Below are 18,695 nucleotides of genomic sequence, written 5' to 3'. Positions count from 1 at the left end.
GATGTCCTTATTTCGGTAGTTGTTCCAGTACGCTGAGCACATCCCTGATGCGTTCTTCCAGCGCTATGTTGTACAGGCTATATATTCCCACCATGGCCGCCGCAAACAGCCCGGCAACACCCCAGAGCGGCAGACCGCTGCGCAGCCGGCTACGTGCCTGCGTTACGTTGATCTGCGCGTTTGTCAGAGGAGCGGAATCAGGGTCTTCCTTGAGCGACTGAAGTTGCTCGTGAAGCCCGCGCAGAATCTGCTCGTATTCATCACGGCCGTTTTCCATAACCTTGTATCGACCTTCAAAGCCCAGGCAAAGACACAGGTAGATAAAGGCCAACATGTCCTTATAGCGCGCCGGCTCCTGTTCCATGCGCGCGAGGATGGCGAATACTTTCTCGCCACCCCAGGTTTCGTTGTGGAAACGAGACAGCAACGAGTGCTGGGACCACATACTATGAGCACCCCAGTCCGTACCCAACACCGCTTCATCAATAAAGGCACACAGCACGTAACGATAAGCCACCACCGTAGGACGTTCGTAGCCCTGCTCAACCAACTCACGATCTATAGCGGTGACTTCGTCAACGACCTGCTGATAGAGGCGTTCAACCGATCCGAAATCCGCCAGCCGGCGAATCCGGATGACCAACCCGAGCAAGGGCGTGGCTGCATCAGTCAGTCGGTTGTCTTCCAGCCCCCTGAGCTGGAACTGTTCATTACCGAAATCGCTGCCGGAGACGCCGCTTCGCGGCTCTTCTTCAGCAAACAATAATTCACTGAATGCACTGCCGCCGGAATGCCTGCTGCCATTGGGTAAATCCATTACCTGTGCATCTGTCATGTTTTAGCTCCTGATGGCCCAGAACTGCATTTCCAGACCCGGGAAGTTGCCCGCCACGTGGAAGGCGAAGCCGCTGGCATTTTCGAGCATCTGCCATGCCTGGCTCTGATCATCCAGCCGGAAGTACACAAACCCGGCATGGTAAGGCAGCTGGCGCGGCGCCACCGGCAAGGCAGACAAGTGAATACCTGGCAGCTGCAAGCTGATGAGATCGCGAATTTTCTCTACAGAGGCCACCTTGCACTGTTGGCTGAACTGCTTACGCAGGTCATCCAGAGGCATATCGGATTTCACTGCCAGAATGAACTCGGCCCCCTGAATCAGCTGGCCATCCTGCACCGGTGCGACGGTCAGGCCGTACTGGCGCTGCTGCAGCTGAATAGCCAGAGCGCGAGGCTCCAGTACCGTGCTGAGGGATTGCCGCAACACCTGCATCAACGGCGTAAAACAGTCTTCCGGCAGGTCATGGTCGTAAGCCGGGTATTCCCGCGGCAAGCGGCCTTCGTCAGTAAAGGTCACCAACTCGCCACAAAGCTCCAGCAAGGCCTCGTACAAGCGCTCCGGATGCAGTTGACGCAAACGAGCCAGGTGCATGAACCTCGGGTGTGCACGGTTGAGCATCTGAAGAAGCATGAAATCCGCCACATCGGCGACACCCCCCTGCCCTGGCGCTCCCACACGTTCCGCAATATTACGCGCGCGTTCCCGCATCAAACCTGCCATTTCGCCGACAAAGCGCTGTAACTTGGGTGCAGACCGAACACTCAACATGGTGGGTATAAAATTCGGATCCATCACCAGGCTTCCATCCGGGCGCTTTTCCAGAATCCGGCCGATGGCCACTGCGGCATAAGCACTGCGGTCATCGCGTTCCAGCATCAGGCGCGGCGCTACCCGGGCCACATCTATGATGTGGGCGTCACCGTCGATGGAGTGCAGATCCCGGATTTCTGTGCTCTGCGCCCGGAACCTACCGGCTACGGGGGCCTCTGGCCAATCAACTTCTGCCAGGCTGTCGCTGCCCAGTGGCAAAGCCATATACACGACCTGATTAGCCACCGATGCATCGGCGATCTCCAGAGGCTCTGGCATCACATCGTCCTGGGGCAAGTTAAAGCGGGTTCCATCGGGGAACAGCCCAATGGCCCGCACCAGGCCCACACGCCCAAAACTCAGGTATTCAGCGTTCAGCTCAAGATCGCTAAACCCGTACAGGTAATCCGAAACCGCCAGGGATCGCTCATTGATCTGATGTTCCAGATACCGCTGTTGCTGCTGGAAGTGCTGAGGCTTGATAAACAGGCCATCACTCCAGACTACTCGATTTGTCACTGCCATCAGGTTTCTTCCGACCGCTTGAGTTGAACTTCCCTGTCCCGCAGGTTCACTAGCAAATGGTAGCGACCTCCAACAGGGTCCACTCGAACCACTTTTTTCCACTGGGAGAGGTTCGGGTATGCATAGAAGGCAATCACGCCAATAAATCGCGTGTCCTTGTCGATTTCGAACGGCTCCACAAACTTGAACTGACCGGGTACGAGGGTGTAATCGCTATGGTCGATATAGTTGCGGCCAAGGGAGTCCTTAAGGTTATTCAGCAACTGATCAAAATCACCCGCCATCAACAACGAGCTGTCGCGCATTTCAATAATCTGAAAGGCGACTGGTGTCGGTGCCAGAGACTCGTTCGGGTTCACACCCGGCTCTGCAACCATGGTCAAATCCACCCGGCTGGGGAGGTCTTCCGGGTAGCCCACGGGAATATCAGGGTCCCAGAGTACTTTCGCGGTTTTGGTGACGGCGTTATAGGGCGTGCTGCATCCCGCAAGCACAAACAAAATAACCATTGTCAGCAAGTTCCATTTGCGGATTTTCACAGCAAATTCTCCCTTTGTAGTTGACGCAAATGCTGATCGTAAGACTGGTCGAACACTTCCTGAAACAGACGCTCAAAGCCTTGCTGGCGACTCGATTTCAACTCCCGGTAGTAATGCTGATACATATCCCAGGCCCAGCGGCCTTCATCTTCACTCTGCTGCAGCCCGCGCCGGTAGCCATGAAAGCGGCGCAACAGAGCTTCCGGTGAAAATGCGTGGAGGATGGCTTCCAGCGCTTCGCTGATTGCCTCGCGAGTTGCTCGCTGGTGATGGTTCAGGCTTTGCAGGCTTTCCTTTACAGCTGCGGGGGCCGACAGATGCACAGGGCTGCGCTGGCTGGCAAACAGGGTTTGCACGGTTTCCTCGTAATCGCCACCCAGGCGCAAGGGGTTGTCTTCAATAGGCTGCAGCCGTGTGCGCAGCGCCTGGTGCCGACTGTCTTCGCCCTGATGCAAGGCCAGCAAGCCCTCAATCGTCGCTTTCAGAGTTTGTCCGGCCTCCTCCAGAAACAGCTGCATGCCGTCGCTATCGGAAAACTTGAGCCCTGTTTCCATGCCCTGCATCAGCGGGCTGGCACTGATATGTTTGCGGCTTTGATCGCACTGGCGAACGCTCTTTTCACCAAGCTCCCGATCCAGCGCTTTCGTATTGATATGTGACATCCTGTCCCTTTCTCCTTGCCTCGCTGGAAGGCCCATGGCCACGTCGCGATTTTCCCTGTATTCATCGGTTACGCCTGTTTCAGTCGCCAACCAGGCGCTCTCACTTGCCATCAATGCGCTCTCCTCCCTGCTTGCGCGGACCGGCTCTTCCTGCCAGTGCGACATGGGGTCAGCACTAATGGTTTCCGCTGTAGCCGACACCAGCCCTCCCAGGGGTTCCGCCCCCTGCTCGTCGTTGCCACGCCCGGCTCCGCGGGCCAGCCTGCCTTCTGCTCCATCCACCAACCTTCTGTCCGCCAAGTCCTCCCGGTGCACAAGTTCCTGGTCAGCCGGCGTACCTGAGTGTTCTCCTGTAAATAATTCTGCCCGGAGTCGATAGCGGCCAATGCTGACGGTATCGCCCTGATTCAACCGTGCCCTGCGGCCGCGGCCTACAGGCTGCGTCGCGCTATTGATGTAGGTTCGGCCACTGCGGTCAATCAGGCAGAAACCGCCGTCAAAGAGCCGGATTTCCGCATGTCCTGCAACGGCACCGGTGCGATGCGCAGACAGTTTCCAGGTGTCACTCTCTGCTGTACCGATGGTGCCACCCCGGGGGCCGAAGTTATGCTCAATGCTCGCCCCGCTGCGTGTTGTGCCCGGATTGGTGATCGTCAGTTTCAGCTTGTTTATTTGCCGTTCCTCCATGATTTCCTTCCCTTTTCTTTTAACGGCGTATCTGAATCCGAACGGCAGGCCTGCGTTGGGATTTTCCCGGTGTTACAAACGAGTTCCAGCCCAGCCGAACATCCTGACCGAGCTGTATTGAGCGTATATCCTGTGCCCGCATCTGCAGCTCAAGGTCGTAGGCCAACTGCTCGCGTGTGGCAAATTCCACCAGCTTCACCAGGCGCTGGTGATCCTGTCCATTGGGCAAAAAGTCTGCGAAACGCTGGCGACTCAGATTTCGTATCCTCAGAATAAACTTGCCGCTGCGATCACGAATCTGTGAACCCACCAGAGTGTCGTTACCCAGGGTTGCGTTGCTCTGGCCAAGGCGTGTTTGCTGATCTCCGGCAATGGCAACTTTGCGCAGCACCCACTGCTCGATGCTGACATCGTCCAGGTCAAAACAGTGCCCCACGATGCCACTGACGACCTCGGGTGACCGGCTGCGACCCGCCATCAACCCGGAATATGCCAGCATCTTCGACCAGTTAACCGGCGTTGCTTCCCGCAAGCGGCTGTCACCAAGGCCAACAAGGGCATAAACAAGACCGGAAAAACCATCCGACGCGCCCGGGCGAAAACGCACGTAGTACCGGTACTTGCGCCAGGAGCGATGAAACAGGGTGACCAGCCTATGATTGAAGAAATCCAGAAAATGCCGACGTATCCCAAGGTCCTGACCGGCTTCCCAGGCCAGGTCCTCAAGGTAGTAACCGGGCAGTGGCGACTGTGAACCGTGCAGGCCCAGAAAGCTCACTTCCATCTGATAGGGCGCGTGTTCATGCTCCGGCGAAACCGCTGAAACCACATCACTGCCGGGAAACCCCAACCCCGCCGACGAGGAAAACCGGATGCGTTCCTGTCGTGGCTGCTCGTCCCGGTCACGCTCCTGGTCATCACCATGATGCCGGTGAATCAGGTCCACCAGCTGAAAAAAACTGTAGCGGCGCGCATTGCCCAGAACGGGTTGCAGGCCTGCTACATCAGCGGCTGCTGACCTTGCTGTAACGTCCATGTATACCGTTCCTGGTTGTCTATATTCACCACTTCCAGTTGGTGAAATGCATTGATACTGGCATAAAGTGCAAAGAACTGGCTGAGTACTGTGCCAAACAGGTACAAGTCCCCCTCCGAGGCAAAAGCTTGCTGATCCAGCTTCATCACCGAGCGGATTCCTCGCACCGGTAGCCCTCGAATCATCTTGTCTACGGGGTTGGTCTCAATGGCACTGATTCCGGCAAGGCGCTTCTGGGAAACCCGCTCCGCCTGACGATCCACCAGCGCTCGGAAGTCATACACCCGCAATACCGTGCGCAGGGCATCCACATCCAGCATGGAAAGATAGTTCAGTGACAGATTGGAAATCAGCGTCCATAACAGACTGCCATCAAGGGTTGGCCGCAGCGTTGCAGTAGGACGGGTGATGTTGCTGAACGACGCAAACGCCGGCGTAGTTTCCGTTGCCATGCATACTTCCCCGACCGCCAACTGCTGGGGCAGTTGCCGGTTGGTACACGTCAGAGTCAGGGAAATCGCTTCCTGGCGATCCATACACTCAGACTCATCTCCGCGAACGAAAGACATATAGTGATCAAACCCATCACCACGCACACTGTCCCGCGCCCGAACCCGGTAATACAGCGCCGTGCGGCCACGATCCCGCTCAACTTCATGCTGGAAACTCTCAAATGCCGTATACAGCCGACGCTCGCCCCGCCCCGAACGTCCTTCCAGCCAACCTTCCACCTGCTCAACACTGAACACTTCAAAATGATCCGGCGAGCGGCTGGATGCCAGAATTCGGTACTCGGTCTGGCGCCCATTAAGATCCACTGGCTCACCCTCATGGGTAAACAGATTCACCGCTGGCGTGCAGTAAAGCTGCATATTCTCCGCCCGAACCCGGGCCTCCGGCGGCAGTATCCGGCTGAAATGAAAGCGCAGGCTGATTTCATCTGCCTGAACCGCCGGCAAGCGATTCCCAAGGCCGGTGATATCCACAAACCGGAACGCCTCCGGAAAACTCAGGTATTCCTGCAAAATCCTGTAGCCGGAATAAGCGTTCTTGGGATAAGGCAACAGAGCCTCGTCGCTGGCGAAACCAACAGGTTTCAACAAAGACGTCGGTAGACTGAAAACCGAACTGCCAACGACCAGATCCATGCGGCTGAGGTAGTGGTTCAGCCAAAGGTAGAGCGTTTCCGCAGTATGGTTATCGCCACCCAAGTAGAAACGCAGGTTATCTAACCCAAGGGCGTTCAGCGGCTGATCAGTGTGCAACGCCAAATCCACTGTCATCAATGAAACTTCCCGGGAATGCTCCGCAGAAGCATCCGCCACACTGATCGGGAAAACATCAACCGCGCGGCAAGTGCGAAATCGACACTGAGTCTGGCGCGTTGCATCCCCAAGCGGTCGGCTCTTGACCTCCGTATGCCGGTCAACCGACTGCCTTTCACTGATTGCATGCAACTGCGGATCAAACCGCATGATGGTGCAGCTAGGCACAGGACGTAGATAATTCGGCCAAAGCATATTCAGCAGAGAATGCGTAAGTTCCGGAAACTCATCCTCTACTTTTTCACGAAGTTTCCCCGTTAAAAACGCAAAGCCCTCCAACAAACGTTCAACATCCGGATCGGTGCTTTGCTCCGATAAAAATCGAGTCAACTGCGGATGCGCCTCAGCAAACTCCCGCCCCTGCAGTCTTAAAAAACTCAACTCATCCCTGTAAAACCGATTCAACTTCATCTCAACTACACCAATGTTCGACAAGAGGGGGTGGGGATGCTTTTCTGGCGGGAAAAAAATGTCTGAGCGAAGCGAGTTGTTTTTTCCCAGAAGAAAAGCATCCCCACCCCCTCGCTCCAGCATGGTCCCAGTCAGTTACATCACTCGGTAGTAACGTTTGTCATCCAGTAACAAATCTATTGTTGTTTTGTCGTCTTTTGCGCCTAAGTTCAGGTAGACCGTTACCTGAAACCGCAACTGCAAAGGATCCGGCCCCTGAGGCAAAGCAACCACATCAACCCGCTTCACTCTGGGCTCATACTTCTCAATACACTGCCGAATCGCACTGCGAATCTGGATACTCAGGTCGTGGGTACCCAGAGTCGCATCGTTGAAGTCCAGCAACCCCAGCTCTGGCGCACAGGCGCTATTGCCGGGATGCGCATTGAGCAGTCTTACGAGATGGCGTTTGATGGAATTCACCACATGGGTAACTTCGCCCATGCTCTGGCCTTCCGGAGCGGCAGCCTGCTCCAATCGTTCGAACAGGCTGCCCCCCATGGTCTGCGCGCCACGACTGAACACGGATTAATCCTTGTCCAGACGGCCTACCAGCGACAGCTCAAAGTTGGCACCCATGTATTTGAAGTGCGGACGCACGGCCAGGGACACCTGGTACCATCCCGGATCGCCTTCCACATCGGAAACCGTTACCTGAGCTGCACGCAATGGGCGGCGGCTGCGTACTTCGGCCGGTGGGTTTTCCTGGTCGGCCACGTACTGGCGAATCCAGGTATTCAGTTCGCGCTCAAGATCCTGACGCTCCTTCCAGGAACCAATTTGCTCGCGCTGAAGCACCTTGATGTAGTGGGCAAGGCGGTTAATTATCATCATATAGGGCAGCTGGGTGCCGAGCTTGTAGTTGGTTTCCGCTTCTTTGCCTTCCTTGGTGTTCGGGAACTGCTTGGGCTTTTGCACCGAGTTGGCTGAGAAGAATGCGGCGTTATCGCTGCCCTTACGCATGGTGAGAGAGATAAAGCCTTCATCGGCCATTTCGTATTCACGACGGTCGGTGATCAGCACTTCGGTCGGAATCTTCGCTTCCAGCTGGCCGAAAGATTCGAATAGATGAACCGGCAGATCTTCCACCGCACCACCGCTTTGGGGACCGATGATGTTCGGGCACCAGCGGTATTTGGCAAAGCTCTCAGTCAGTCGCGTAGCCAGCAGGTATGCAGTGTTGCCCCAAAGGTAATGCTCGTGATCGCCGGAGACGTCTTCCTTGTAATTAAAGCTGCGCACCGGGTTCTCGGTGGGGTCGTAAGGCACCCGCAGCAGGAAGCGCGGCGATGTCAGGCCCAGGTAACGAGCGTCTTCGGATTCACGCAGAGCGCGCCACTTGGCGTATTTCGGGCCTTCGAAAACGGCCTTCAGCTCCTTGATCGCCGGCAGCTCCTGATAGCTGTCCACGCCAAAGAACGACGGCGCAACAGACGACAGGAAGGGCGCGTGGGCCATGGCACCGACCGACGATACATACTGCAGCAGTTTCATGTCAGGTGTGGAGGGCGTGAACGAGTAGTTACCCACTACAGCGCCTACGGGCTCGCCGCCAAACTGGCCATACTCTGTGGAGTAGATCTGCTGGTAAAAGCCAGTTTGGGTTACGTCGGGAGCAAACTCGAAGTCTTCAAGCAGTTCGGTTTTGGTGGCGTGCAGGATATCCACTTTGATGTTCTCGCGGAAATCGGTGCGATCAACCATCAGTTTGAGGCCGCGCCAGGACGATTCCAGTTCCTGCAGCTTTGGCGCGTGCAGGATTTCATCCATCTGGGCGCTGATCTTTCGATCCAGCTCGACCACCATCTGGTCAACCAGAGCCTTATTGACCGGCTGACCTTTTTCTTCGCTTTTCAGCAGGTTGGCAATAAACGTTGCAACGCCTTTGCGGGCGACATCATAGCCCTCGTCGGCCGGAGCCATGCGGCTATTAGCCATGACCTGGTCGAGCAAGGAGCCTTCCATTACGGATTCGGAGGCAGCAGATTGCTGCACAGCAGTATCAGACATACCACATCCCTTCAGTACGTGATTGATATTCAGTGTTATGTGCCGCGTGCAGGCGGCAGCAATGATTACTCGCCGTCTGTAGCCAGTTCCAGCTCAGACAACAGAGTTTCACGGGCTTCGTCGTTATCCAGCAATTCCTGCAGCTTGGAACGGAACGAAGGCACATTACCCAGCGGGCCTTTCAAGGCAACCAGTGCTTCCCGCAGTTCGATGAGTTTCTTCATCTCGGGAACCTGGCGGGCAATGCTATCGGGGGAGAAATCATCCAGGGACTGGAATTCGAGGTTGACCGGCAGTTCGTCGGCCTCATCTTCCAGCTGGTTGGATACGGTGGTGGATAACGTAAGGCCGGCTTCCTTCATCACAGAACGAAAGTTGTTCTTGTCGACGGAAATGGCTTTGCGTTCTTCGATGGGGGTTTCTTCGGCGTGTCCTTTAAAATCACCAACGACGAACATCTTCAGCGGCAGTTCGGTTTCAGCCTGCTGATCTCCGGTGGCGGGGACATACTTGATATTGATGCGCTCTTTCGGCGCGACAGAACCGTCTTTAGACGACATGGCTTGCTCCCTGTGCAAATCATTTGCAGTTGTTCAATCCCTTGTGCGAACCATCCTGGCGCGCAGCGCAAAAACTGTACACAGATAGACGGGTTTTCTCAAGCAAAAACTCGCCAGCAATCCATCAGTCTGTGAGCACGGGCAAACTTTTGCCAAACGGGCCGCAGTTGTGCCTTATTGGCAAAAGCAACCGGAGATTCGGTCAATGACTGCGGGCAATGCCGTAGCTATACTCATACAAACCCTATCGAAACATGACTGCAAGATCCCGATAACCAAGGAGGAAAGAGATATGAGCGACCTGAAAGCCAGATTCGACGAGGCGGTAAACTACATCCAGAATGCGGAAGGTGACTTCAAACCTTCCAATGAGATGAAGCTGGAGTTTTATGCCTTGTTCAAGCAGGCAACCTCCGGAGATGTTTCGGGCAAGCGCCCGGGCATGATGGACTTTGTGGGCCGCGCTAAATACGACGCCTGGGAAAAGTGCAAAGGCATGTCCAAAGATGACGCCATGCAGAAGTACATCGACAAGCTCGAAGCCGTAAAGTAAGCCACCCTGCGTTCCGATCCCGGCAGTAGTCCGCCGGGATCAAACTCGCCATTCAGGGCACCTGTTAATAGGGCGCGCCTGTCAGCGGTCTGTCATATTCACATTGAGTGCATCGTACGTGCGGTTTTCCGGTGGACGAATCACGTAATTATTGCTGTGCGTCTGCCCGGGGATCAGCTTGGGCGTGCTGAAGCGAAACTCTACCGGTATCTCTGAGCGTCCGAGATCCGTCCTGCCATCGCCGGGCTGCAAAGCCAGAGGATCCAGATAAAAGTCATCGTTACCCGCCGGCTGCACCGGAACACCTTCCGCTGGAGCCGCCAGGCCGCCTTCAATAACCGTATCCGACAGGTCGTTTTCAGCGATTGACCGAAACGGGATGGTTTCCAGCGTTGAGCGTTGCTCCACCTCAAATACCAGGCTCTCTCCAGCACTGGTCTGTGCACCGGCCGACCCTGCTATCATGAGCAGGAAAGTCGTGGAGATAAGCCCAGAGCGTATCAATTCAGACGATCTGGCAATAGGATGCAAGACATTCATGGCGCCTTTCCTGATCTGCGACACGCCTTCTTCGAAAGGTGTCAATTTTTGATCAGTCTATCGCCAAGCTGGCCGTATTTCTTGGTTGATTGACCGTTTTGTGACAACTTTCACTGGTAAGAGTGATTAGATGACCCTATGAGCATTCCAGGTTTTAAGCTCAAGAAGGTTTCGTAACTCACTCCCATCACAATGACCGGAGCAGACTTGAAGACACCTCTTATTACCCGACAGGGCTATGACGACCTGCAAAAAGAGCTTGATGAGCTCTGGCGATTTGAACGCCCGGAAGTCACGAAAAAGGTGAACTGGGCTGCCAGTCTTGGTGATCGCAGTGAAAACGCAGACTACCAATACAACAAGAAGCGGCTCCGGGAAATCGACCGCAGAGTGCGCTACCTGAGGCGCTGCCTGGAGAACCTCAAGGTGGTTGATCAACGCCCGGAGCAAGAAGGGAAGGTCTTTTTCGGTGCCTGGGTAGAAATTGAAAACGATGACGGCAAAATCCTGAAATTCAGAATCGTCGGCTACGATGAGATTTTCAACCGTAACGACTACATTTCCATCGATTCTCCGATGGCCCGCGCTCTGCTGAAAAAGGAAGTTGGAGACGAAGCGGAGGTGAGAACCGAAGCCGGGACAACTACCTGGTATATCAATGCCATTGAATACAAGACGTAAAAAAACCCCGTAAAAACGGGGTAAGGCTAGCGCTGTGCTGGAGGGAGAAGCAAGCGGCTATCAAGGCCTGCTTCTTTCTACACCTCTCATTCTCCACATCCGGTATTACCGCGCCCTTGCTGATGGATTACCTTTTAGTCAGGGAACGCCCCCGGCGGCCAGGACACAAAATTAGGTTGTACACTCTAGGGAAGGTCGATAGCTTTCAGGTAATACACCTTTTATCCGCTTTCAGCTTTGGAGATAGCCGAATGAACACACAACAGCTCCTGAACATGGCCCTTGAAGGCGTCGACGCCCTGGGTTTTCGCCTCGACCAGATGGGTATTACCGGAAAGGTCAACCGCCATAACATTGCGGCTTTCCTGATGTCAGAACAGAAGCATCTTGAGGGTGAGTGGGACAGCATTCAGGTTCGTCTTAACCTTCGCCGCTCACAAATCGAACGGATTACCCAACAGATTGAGACTCGCAAAGACGCCCTGATCGGGCCGGTGCTTTCGCAGGTAAACCGGTTCCGCCCGAGCCACTGAACTTCAGGCGTGGCCGGTTTCTGTAGAGGCAGGAGCGTCTCCGCCCGCAGAGTCCTGTGCCTGCTCCGCCTGGGTAGCCCTGATACGTTTGCGTAAACGGGTGAAAGCCGGCATGTGCACAGCTACTGTCAGACCGGGTGGCACTTCGTCCGGGCAGGTATCGCTAAGTATAATCCTGCCCTTATGAATCTCGGCAACGGCACTCACCAGGCTGAGGCCCAACCCGTTACCCGGCAATGAGCGGCTCTTGCCTACACGATAGAAGCGCTGAAATACCTGATCTTTTTCTTCGTCAGGAATTCCGATGCCGCTGTCCCTGACTTCAAAAACCGCATTCTCACCCTCTTTTCTCACCGCCACGCCAATTGTGCCGTGCTCAGGCGTGTATTTGATGGCGTTGTCAATCAGGTTGCTGATCATCTGGAACAGCAGATCCCGGTCTCCTTCAATGAGAACTCCGGCCTCCAGAGACTGCTCAAATACCTGGTCTTTATCCTCCGACAAGGCTTCATATAGCTCACAGGCGTCGGATACCAGCTCATCCAGAGCAACCTGCTTCATATCACCGGAGCTACCCTTGGTCTCCAGGCGGGCGATCCGTAAAAGCGCATTAAATGTCGCAAGCAACTGGTCAGCTTCTGCAACGGCACGGCCGGCCTGCTCTCTCGCCTCATCGTTATCGACGGACATCAGGGTGTTTTCAAGCTGGTTGCGAAGTCGCGTCAACGGGGTGCGGAGATCATGGGCGATGCTGTCGGATACGTGCCGGATACCCTCCATCAGGTAAACAATCCGGTCCAGCATCTGGTTCAAGTTTTCCGCAAGCTGATCAAAATCATCCTCTGTACCGCGAGTCGGAATGCGGAGGGAGAGGTGTCCATTCATGATTCGCCGGGAGGTATTGTTGATGATTTCGATGCGCCGCGTTGTGCTTCGGCTCATCAGAAAGCCGCCAAGCAACGCCAGAGCAAGGGTGATTCCCATACCCCAGTTGATGGCGGTTTCAATAACCCGTTTGAGACTGGTGAGCTCATCAACATCGCGGCCGACCAACAATCTCAACCCACCCTGAACCTCGAAGATGCGGGCCCGGGCAAGACGCTCGGAGCCAGTCCAACCGACAGCCGAGTTGAGCGTAAAATTGATCCAGCCGCTCTCCGAACGGGACCCTTCCGGCCAGGTCTCTATGTTGCCTGCCAGTTTGACAAATTCATCAGTGGTCAGCAGGTAAATGGTTTTTGCATTAGGATCACGGGCAACCCGCTCACGAATAATCGTGATCAGGCCATTGACTCCCCGCCCCCGGTACTGCTCCGCTAACCCGGCGATTTCCGCTTCAATGGTTTCGTCGGTCTGGGCGGTCATGAAGCCCGCTGTACGCCAGTATATAAAGGCCAGTAATAAAAATACCGAGGTGGCGAACACCACCATGTACAGCAGGGCAAGCTGAAAGGACGATGTCCTGAGCTGGCTAAGCAGTTTCACGCAGCATGTATCCCGCACCACGGATGGTTTGCAGCAATGGTGTCTCGAACTCCTTGTCGATTTTTGCCCGCAGACGGCTGATGTGCACGTCGATCACGTTGGTCTGGGGGTCAAAATGATAATCCCAGACTTTTTCCAGCAGCATGGTCCGGGTGACTACCTGGCCTGCGTTACGCATCAGGTATTCGAGCAACCGGAATTCCCTGGGCTGAACATCAATATTCTGGCCAGAACGCTTTACTGTACGGGCCAGCAGATCCATTTCCAGGTCGGCCACCCTCAGCACAGTTTCGGTTTCAGCAGACTGGCGATTGCGGCGAACCAGTGACTCGATCCGGGCGAGAAGTTCGGTGAAGGAGAAGGGCTTGGTAAGATAATCATCACCGCCGCCCCGAAGACCTTCAACGCGATCGTCTACATCGCCCAGCGCACTAAGAATAAGAACCGGCACCTGGTTTCCCGTGGCGCGAACTGTCTTGATAATGGAGAGCCCATCCATGCCCGGGAGCATGCGATCGACAATCATGATGTCGTATTCTCCACTGGCGGCCATCATCATTCCATCCTTGCCGTCAGCAGCGTGATCGACCACGAAGTCTGATTCCTTCAGACCTTTAACGAGATAATTTGCTACGTCCTGATCGTCTTCGATTACCAGCGCTTTCACCGGATCCCCTCCTGATAGCGGATTACATTAACAACAGAGTACGAATAACTCGTGACACCGGCCAGTTACGATCTTGTAAGAGGGTGTCGCCAATGGCGACGGTCGGTTCTATGCAGGCAGCCAGTGCAGGCTTTCTGTTGTAACGCCTGAAGGCCGGTATTCCGCACTTACCCAGCCGTCATAATCCATTTTATCGATGGCCGCGAAAACATTCGGAAAGTTAATCTCACCGGTTCCAGGCTCATTCCTCCCGGGGTTATCCGCAAACTGGATGTGACCGATCCACGGCAGGAGGCACTCCATGGAACGCACGAGATCCCCATGCATTATCTGCATATGGTAGATGTCGTACTGCAAGCGCAGATTATCCGCATCAACTTCCTCGATCAGGGCAATGACCTTACCGGACGTGTCGAGAAAGAATCTGGGCATGTCGACCCGCGAATTAATGGCTTCCAGGCACAGTGTAATACCCTCAACCGCAAGTTTGTCAGCCGCCCATGCAATATTCGCCACCAACGTTTGCCAGGCTGTATCTTCGTCCAGCTCAACAGGTTTCAGGCCAGCCAGGCAGTTCAGCCGCTTGCAACCCAGCTCCCGCGCATATTCGATCGCCTGATCCACCCCGGCGCGAAACTCATCAACCCGATCCGGAAGGCAGGCAATGCCGCGCTCTCCGGCATCCCAGTCTCCCGGCGGCATATTGAACAGAACCTGAGTAAGGCCATTGTCTTTCAGCGCACTGCTGAGCATTTCTTTGGGCCAGGAGTAGGGAAAAAGATACTCCACGCCGGTAAACCCGGCCTCAGCCGCTTTGGCAAAGCGCTCAGGAAAGGGTACTTCGGTAAACAGCATAGACAGATTGGCAGCAAAACGCGGCATGGCCAATTACTCCTTGGGGCCCGGGCCAGTGGCACCAAGGCGGGTTCCGTTAATGTGCTCCAGCTCCAGTAGCAAGCCGCTGTGATCAGCGTCACTGTGGCCATTGGCGACCAGAGACAGGTATTCATTATGCACCTGTTGTGACAGTGGCAGCGTTAACCCCTCCGCCCGTGCTTCATCCAGAATCATGCGCAGATCCTTCAGCTGGATACGGGCGGGCGCGCCGGGCGCAAAGTCCCGGTCAATCATGCGCTGCCCGTGCAGCTCCAGAATCCGGCTACCGGCAAAACCTCCCATCAGTGCCTCACGCACGGCCGCCGGATCAGCTCCGCCCTTTGCGGCCAGCAATAACGCTTCAGACACCGCCCCGATGGTAATGCCCACAATCGCCTGGTTTGCCAGCTTGGCAAGCTGCCCCGCCCCCACAGGGCCGATCCGCGTGCACTTGCCGAGCACTTCCAACACCGGACGAGCCCGGGAGATATCTTCCTCAGAGCCGCCCGCCATAATGCTCAATCGTGCTTCCTGCGCTCCGAGGGTGCCACCCGACACCGGCGCATCCACATAACCGGCGTCTTTTTCAGCCGCAAGCGCCGCGTGACGACGAGCTAACGACGGCTGAACGGAACTCATATCAATCAACAGGGCCCCGGGCTTAAGGGCTTCCAAAGCACCGCTTGCAACCAGCACCTGTTCCACCACATCGCTGTTTTCCAGCATGGTGATCACAACATCTGCGCTTCGCACGGCATCTGCGGGAGTGTCGGCAACCGTTGCTTCACTGGCAAACGGCTCGCACTTACTGGCCGTGCGGTTCCACACAGTCATTGGGAAACCTGCATTCAGCAGATTGCGAGTCATGGGAGTACCCATGAGGCCAATGCCGAGGAAAGCAATATGGGGAAGTTTTTTGGTCATGAGAGGGGGCCTCTATCCAGCATCGGTGTAGGAGGCAATTGGGCAGGTCTTTCCAAAACACGCTGTAAATACATCCCTGTACGCTCGGCTCCGCCATCCATGGCTCCGCACGGTTTTGGAAAGACCTGCCCAATTGCCTCTTATAGGTGAGTGCTCATTACACACTATACAAACAAAAACGCCACCAACCTGAACGGTGGTGGCGTTTTGAGAACACTGACCCGTAAACTACCAGATCAGGCAGCTTCAACCATCTGCAAACGGATCTTCTTCATGGCATTCTTCTCAAGCTGGCGAATACGCTCCGCCGAGATGCCATACTTGTCGGCCAGCTGATGAAGCGTTGCCTTGTTCTCGGATAACCAACGCTCTCGCAGAATATCCTGGCTTCGCTCATCCAACGCTCCCAGTGCCTGCATCAGGCGGCCATTGGAGTCCTCGGTCCAGTCTGAATTCTCGAGTTGGACAGCCGGATCGCTGCGGTGGTCTTCAAGATAATACGCCGGCGCTTTGTAAGCACTGTCGTCGTCATCATCCATGGGGCCGTCAAAGGCAGTGTCGTGAGACGACAGACGACCTTCCATTTCCCGAACCACCCTGGGCTCAACTCCCAGATCCTCAGCTACTGCATTCAGTTCGTCGTGGCTCAACCAGGCCAACTTTTTCTTCTGGCTGCGCAAATTGAAAAACAGCTTGCGCTGGGACTTCGTGGTTGCCACTTTCACAATGCGCCAGTTGCGCAGAATGAATTCATGAATTTCTGCTTTGATCCAGTGCACAGCAAAGGAAACCAGCCGCACACCGTATTCCGGGTTGAAACGTTTGACGGCCTTCATAAGGCCAACGTTCCCTTCCTGAATAAGATCTGCCTGCGCCAGGCCGTAGCCTGAATAGCTGCGGGCAATGTGAATAACAAAACGCAGGTGAGACAGAACCATCTGACGGGCTGCGTCTACGTCTTCATCGTAATGAAGGCGCTCCGCCAATTCCCGCTCTTCATCCACGGTCAGAACCGGAATGCGACTCGCGGCCTGTATATAAGCCTCAAGATTGGCGCCCGGAACCAGTTTATCAATGAGCTGTAAGCTCGTACCCATGCTTTAACCTCCGAACCTGACGACCGCATAATATACGCGAATAAAGATTAGACCGCCAAGAGCCTTAAAAGTTCCCGAATTTCCCAGTAAAACGTTTCAAATCAACAAAATGGAAAATTCACCCTGACTTTTCTTGCTTAAGAAGCTACCCCGAAACAAGCCACAGTTTCAATACGCTCTTACCGCAATCCGGATCATCAACCACCGGCAATCTCACCCGGTTCAATGTCATCCAGATGGCGCTTTACCGCGACCCAGGCGCCCAGCCAGCCTAGCAGCATCGCTGCAATAATCAATGCAATCACCCCATCAATGCTCAGCGAGTTAAGCGAGAAATCACTGCGATACAACCCGGCCAGGCGCTCAACCGGTCCGCTCAGCCACCACAGCGAAAGCTGTAGCAATATCCAGGCAACAAAGCCGCCACCCAGACCAAACCAGGCCCCCGTGTAAAGGAATGGCCTGCGTACAAACCCATCCGTACCACCGACCAGCTTGGCCACCAGAATCTCATCACGGCGGCTTTCAATGGACAGCCTTACAGTATTACCAATTACCAGCACCACAGCCGCTGCAAGCAGTATGGCAAGCGCCCACACGGCCCTTGCAAGCAGATCTGTCATGGCATTCAGGCGCTGTAGCCAGCCCAGATCCACTTGCACCCGCTCTACGCCATTCATACCCTCGATGAAGGTCACCAGGGCCGCAACACCGTCTGCAGATCGGGCATTCTCCTCGGGTGTTATAAGCAATGTGTGGGGCAAGGGGTTCTCTTCCAGATAATCCAGCGCCTCATCAAGCCCCGACGAGGCCCGGAACTCTGCCAGCGCCTGATCCTTGTCAATCAGCTCCAGTTCCGTCACACGGCCATCTGAACCGATTTCATTCGCGAGTTTGCGGGTTTGCTCGAGACTGGCGTCCAGCCTCATATAGGCAGTTACACGGGCGCTGCTTTCCCATCCTGCACTCACACCCTGGAGGCTGGTTAAAAGCAACAGCAACGCGACCGGCAATGCCAGAGCAACACCCATAACTGTCCAGGTCATCAGGCTTGCCACCGGCGTTCGCCACATGCGAGCGGCGCTGTCACGGGCTACTTTACGGTGGTGAATAAAATAGGACTCTGCCTGCTCACGCCAGGGCGAACGGGATACTCTGGCTCCCCGTGCAGGATCCGGCTTGCGAGGTCTGGATGATGGATCAGCCGCCATTGGAACCTCCCAACGGCGTGCCGCCTGCAATCAGATTGCCATGGTCCAGCGTCAGCGTGCGCCGATCCATTTCGTTAATCAGGGCGAGGTCGTGGCTGGCGATCAGCACGGTTACACCTACCTGACTGAACTGGGCGAACAGATTCATGATATCGGCAGACAGCTTCGGGTCGAGGTTACCTGTAGGCTCATCCGCCAGCAGTAAGGGAGGCTTGTTCACCACCGCACGGGCAATACCAACCCGCTGCTGCTCCCCACCGGAGAGCTGCAGCGGGTTCATTTTTTCCTTGCTGAGCAAGCCGACCTTATCCAGCGCCGCACGAACCCGACGGCCCGCGTCACGGGGGGAGGCACCCATCACTTCGAGCGGCATGGCCACATTATCGAACACGGTGCGGTCAAAAAGCAGTTGGTGATTCTGGAAAACCACACCGATGTGCCTGCGAATATAGGGTATTTGTCGCCTCGGCAGACGGTTGAGTACCTGGCCACCGACCACGACTTCGCCTGCACTTGGACGCTCCATCACCATGAGCAATTTCAGCAGAGTGCTTTTACCCGCACCTGAGTGCCCGGTCAGAAACGCCAGCTCACCGCGACCCATATGAAAATTTACCTGGCGCAGCGCCGTATGGTCACTGTCATACCGCTTGGTAACCTGACGGAATTCGATCATGACGGGCTAC

The 18,695-nt window shown here is 55.4% G+C and carries 20 protein-coding genes; 3 read left to right on the top strand and 17 right to left on the bottom strand.

Annotated elements, in window-relative coordinates:
- Positions 1 to 7: 7 nt before the first annotated feature.
- The 9 genes from icmH to tssB all read right to left on the bottom strand — a co-directional run bounded on the left by icmH (position 8) and on the right by tssB (position 9,442).
- Positions 8 to 835 carry a type IVB secretion system protein IcmH/DotU gene (gene icmH / locus ACN0RL_RS08150; protein ID WP_417515533.1) on the bottom strand — a complete coding sequence of 276 codons (828 nt, stop codon included), beginning with the start codon at positions 833 to 835 and terminating at the stop codon, positions 8 to 10.
- Between the two features lie 3 nt (positions 836 to 838).
- Positions 839 to 2,173: a type VI secretion system baseplate subunit TssK gene (tssK, locus tag ACN0RL_RS08145; RefSeq protein ID WP_417515531.1), complete on the bottom strand. Its 1,335-nt coding sequence runs from the start codon at positions 2,171 to 2,173 to the stop codon at positions 839 to 841.
- The gene (gene tssJ, locus ACN0RL_RS08140) at positions 2,173 to 2,712 is read right to left on the bottom strand and encodes a type VI secretion system lipoprotein TssJ (protein ID WP_417515529.1); all 540 of its coding nucleotides are present in this window, start codon (positions 2,710 to 2,712) and stop codon (positions 2,173 to 2,175) included. The genes tssK and tssJ overlap by 1 nt, the downstream gene beginning before the upstream one ends.
- Positions 2,709 to 4,061 (bottom strand): type VI secretion system-associated FHA domain protein TagH, encoded by a 1,353-nt coding sequence (gene tagH / locus ACN0RL_RS08135; RefSeq protein WP_417515527.1) that lies wholly within the window; start codon positions 4,059 to 4,061, stop codon positions 2,709 to 2,711. The genes tssJ and tagH overlap by 4 nt, the downstream gene beginning before the upstream one ends.
- A 19-nt stretch (positions 4,062 to 4,080) precedes the next feature.
- Complete coding sequence (gene tssG, locus ACN0RL_RS08130) at positions 4,081 to 5,097, bottom strand: type VI secretion system baseplate subunit TssG (RefSeq protein ID WP_417515525.1); 1,017 nt, start codon at positions 5,095 to 5,097, stop codon at positions 4,081 to 4,083.
- Positions 5,061 to 6,833 carry a type VI secretion system baseplate subunit TssF gene (tssF, locus tag ACN0RL_RS08125; protein WP_417515523.1) on the bottom strand — a complete coding sequence of 591 codons (1,773 nt, stop codon included), beginning with the start codon at positions 6,831 to 6,833 and terminating at the stop codon, positions 5,061 to 5,063. The genes tssG and tssF overlap by 37 nt, the downstream gene beginning before the upstream one ends.
- A gap of 135 nt (positions 6,834 to 6,968) precedes the next feature.
- On the bottom strand, positions 6,969 to 7,373 hold the full coding sequence (tssE, locus tag ACN0RL_RS08120; protein WP_417515583.1) for a type VI secretion system baseplate subunit TssE: 405 nt from the start codon (positions 7,371 to 7,373) through the stop codon (positions 6,969 to 6,971).
- Positions 7,374 to 7,400: 27 nt separating this feature from the next.
- Entirely contained in the window at positions 7,401 to 8,882 is a 1,482-nt protein-coding gene (gene tssC, locus ACN0RL_RS08115; protein ID WP_417515521.1) for a type VI secretion system contractile sheath large subunit, read from the bottom strand.
- A 65-nt stretch (positions 8,883 to 8,947) separates the two neighbouring features.
- Complete coding sequence (gene tssB, locus ACN0RL_RS08110) at positions 8,948 to 9,442, bottom strand: type VI secretion system contractile sheath small subunit (protein WP_417515519.1); 495 nt, start codon at positions 9,440 to 9,442, stop codon at positions 8,948 to 8,950.
- A gap of 292 nt (positions 9,443 to 9,734) precedes the next feature.
- Between tssB and ACN0RL_RS08105 the strand changes: the two genes are divergently transcribed.
- The gene (locus tag ACN0RL_RS08105) at positions 9,735 to 9,995 is read left to right on the top strand and encodes an acyl-CoA-binding protein (protein ID WP_417515516.1); all 261 of its coding nucleotides are present in this window, start codon (positions 9,735 to 9,737) and stop codon (positions 9,993 to 9,995) included.
- Between the two features lie 81 nt (positions 9,996 to 10,076).
- Here ACN0RL_RS08105 and ACN0RL_RS08100 read toward each other — a convergent pair whose 3' ends face one another.
- A complete protein-coding gene (locus tag ACN0RL_RS08100) occupies positions 10,077 to 10,535 on the bottom strand; it encodes a hypothetical protein (protein WP_417515514.1) in 459 nt (152 codons plus the stop codon).
- 207 nt (positions 10,536 to 10,742) lie between these two features.
- On the opposite strand from ACN0RL_RS08100, the gene greB reads away from it, so the two are divergent.
- Together greB and ACN0RL_RS08090 are read left to right on the top strand one after the other, a co-directional pair.
- Positions 10,743 to 11,216 (top strand): transcription elongation factor GreB, encoded by a 474-nt coding sequence (gene greB, locus ACN0RL_RS08095; protein WP_417515512.1) that lies wholly within the window; start codon positions 10,743 to 10,745, stop codon positions 11,214 to 11,216.
- Between the two features lie 251 nt (positions 11,217 to 11,467).
- Complete coding sequence (locus tag ACN0RL_RS08090) at positions 11,468 to 11,749, top strand: hypothetical protein (protein WP_417515510.1); 282 nt, start codon at positions 11,468 to 11,470, stop codon at positions 11,747 to 11,749.
- A gap of 3 nt (positions 11,750 to 11,752) precedes the next feature.
- Here the strand turns inward: ACN0RL_RS08090 and ACN0RL_RS08085 are convergent, their stop codons facing one another.
- The 7 genes from ACN0RL_RS08085 to ftsE all read right to left on the bottom strand — a co-directional run bounded on the left by ACN0RL_RS08085 (position 11,753) and on the right by ftsE (position 18,685).
- On the bottom strand, positions 11,753 to 13,234 hold the full coding sequence (locus ACN0RL_RS08085; RefSeq protein WP_417515508.1) for an ATP-binding protein: 1,482 nt from the start codon (positions 13,232 to 13,234) through the stop codon (positions 11,753 to 11,755).
- Complete coding sequence (locus ACN0RL_RS08080) at positions 13,221 to 13,901, bottom strand: response regulator transcription factor (RefSeq protein ID WP_072795677.1); 681 nt, start codon at positions 13,899 to 13,901, stop codon at positions 13,221 to 13,223. The genes ACN0RL_RS08085 and ACN0RL_RS08080 overlap by 14 nt, the downstream gene beginning before the upstream one ends.
- A 108-nt stretch (positions 13,902 to 14,009) precedes the next feature.
- A complete protein-coding gene (hyi, locus tag ACN0RL_RS08075; RefSeq protein ID WP_417515506.1) occupies positions 14,010 to 14,783 on the bottom strand; it encodes a hydroxypyruvate isomerase in 774 nt (257 codons plus the stop codon).
- A gap of 6 nt (positions 14,784 to 14,789) precedes the next feature.
- Complete coding sequence (locus ACN0RL_RS08070; protein WP_417515504.1) at positions 14,790 to 15,701, bottom strand: NAD(P)-dependent oxidoreductase; 912 nt, start codon at positions 15,699 to 15,701, stop codon at positions 14,790 to 14,792.
- Positions 15,702 to 15,937: 236 nt separating this feature from the next.
- Positions 15,938 to 16,798, bottom strand: a complete 861-nt coding sequence (rpoH, locus tag ACN0RL_RS08065) for an RNA polymerase sigma factor RpoH (protein ID WP_417515502.1) — start codon at positions 16,796 to 16,798, stop codon at positions 15,938 to 15,940.
- Between the two features lie 197 nt (positions 16,799 to 16,995).
- Positions 16,996 to 18,009, bottom strand: a complete 1,014-nt coding sequence (ftsX, locus tag ACN0RL_RS08060) for a permease-like cell division protein FtsX (protein ID WP_417515500.1) — start codon at positions 18,007 to 18,009, stop codon at positions 16,996 to 16,998.
- Complete coding sequence (gene ftsE / locus ACN0RL_RS08055) at positions 17,999 to 18,685, bottom strand: cell division ATP-binding protein FtsE (RefSeq protein ID WP_417515498.1); 687 nt, start codon at positions 18,683 to 18,685, stop codon at positions 17,999 to 18,001. Before ftsE ends, ftsX begins: the two co-directional genes overlap by 11 nt.
- Positions 18,686 to 18,695: the final 10 nt, after the last annotated feature.

It is taken from the genome of Marinobacter sp. (assembly GCF_048259445.1).
Classification (GTDB): domain Bacteria; phylum Pseudomonadota; class Gammaproteobacteria; order Pseudomonadales; family Oleiphilaceae; genus Marinobacter.
The sequence above is the reverse complement of the archived record's forward strand: the minus strand, read 5'-3'. Positions and strand labels throughout refer to the sequence as shown.

Excerpts from the sequence above, each read along its gene's own strand:
- tssB (WP_417515519.1), bottom strand. The coding sequence starts at position 9,442 with ATGTCGTCTAAAGACGGTTCTGTCGCGCCGAAAGAGCGCATCAATATC.
- tssK (WP_417515531.1), bottom strand. The coding sequence starts at position 2,173 with ATGGCAGTGACAAATCGAGTAGTCTGGAGTGATGGCCTGTTTATCAAG.
- tssC (WP_417515521.1), bottom strand. The coding sequence starts at position 8,882 with ATGTCTGATACTGCTGTGCAGCAATCTGCTGCCTCCGAATCCGTAATG.
- icmH (WP_417515533.1), bottom strand. The coding sequence starts at position 835 with ATGACAGATGCACAGGTAATGGATTTACCCAATGGCAGCAGGCATTCC.
- tagH (WP_417515527.1), bottom strand. The coding sequence starts at position 4,061 with ATGGAGGAACGGCAAATAAACAAGCTGAAACTGACGATCACCAATCCG.
- ftsE (WP_417515498.1), bottom strand. The coding sequence starts at position 18,685 with ATGATCGAATTCCGTCAGGTTACCAAGCGGTATGACAGTGACCATACG.
- tssG (WP_417515525.1), bottom strand. The coding sequence starts at position 5,097 with ATGGACGTTACAGCAAGGTCAGCAGCCGCTGATGTAGCAGGCCTGCAA.
- ACN0RL_RS08100 (WP_417515514.1), bottom strand. The coding sequence starts at position 10,535 with ATGAATGTCTTGCATCCTATTGCCAGATCGTCTGAATTGATACGCTCT.
- rpoH (WP_417515502.1), bottom strand. The coding sequence starts at position 16,798 with ATGGGTACGAGCTTACAGCTCATTGATAAACTGGTTCCGGGCGCCAAT.
- ACN0RL_RS08070 (WP_417515504.1), bottom strand. The coding sequence starts at position 15,701 with ATGACCAAAAAACTTCCCCATATTGCTTTCCTCGGCATTGGCCTCATG.
- hyi (WP_417515506.1), bottom strand. The coding sequence starts at position 14,783 with ATGCCGCGTTTTGCTGCCAATCTGTCTATGCTGTTTACCGAAGTACCC.
- tssE (WP_417515583.1), bottom strand. The coding sequence starts at position 7,373 with ATGGGGGGCAGCCTGTTCGAACGATTGGAGCAGGCTGCCGCTCCGGAA.
- ACN0RL_RS08090 (WP_417515510.1), top strand. The coding sequence starts at position 11,468 with ATGAACACACAACAGCTCCTGAACATGGCCCTTGAAGGCGTCGACGCC.
- ftsX (WP_417515500.1), bottom strand. The coding sequence starts at position 18,009 with ATGGCGGCTGATCCATCATCCAGACCTCGCAAGCCGGATCCTGCACGG.
- ACN0RL_RS08105 (WP_417515516.1), top strand. The coding sequence starts at position 9,735 with ATGAGCGACCTGAAAGCCAGATTCGACGAGGCGGTAAACTACATCCAG.
- tssF (WP_417515523.1), bottom strand. The coding sequence starts at position 6,833 with ATGAAGTTGAATCGGTTTTACAGGGATGAGTTGAGTTTTTTAAGACTG.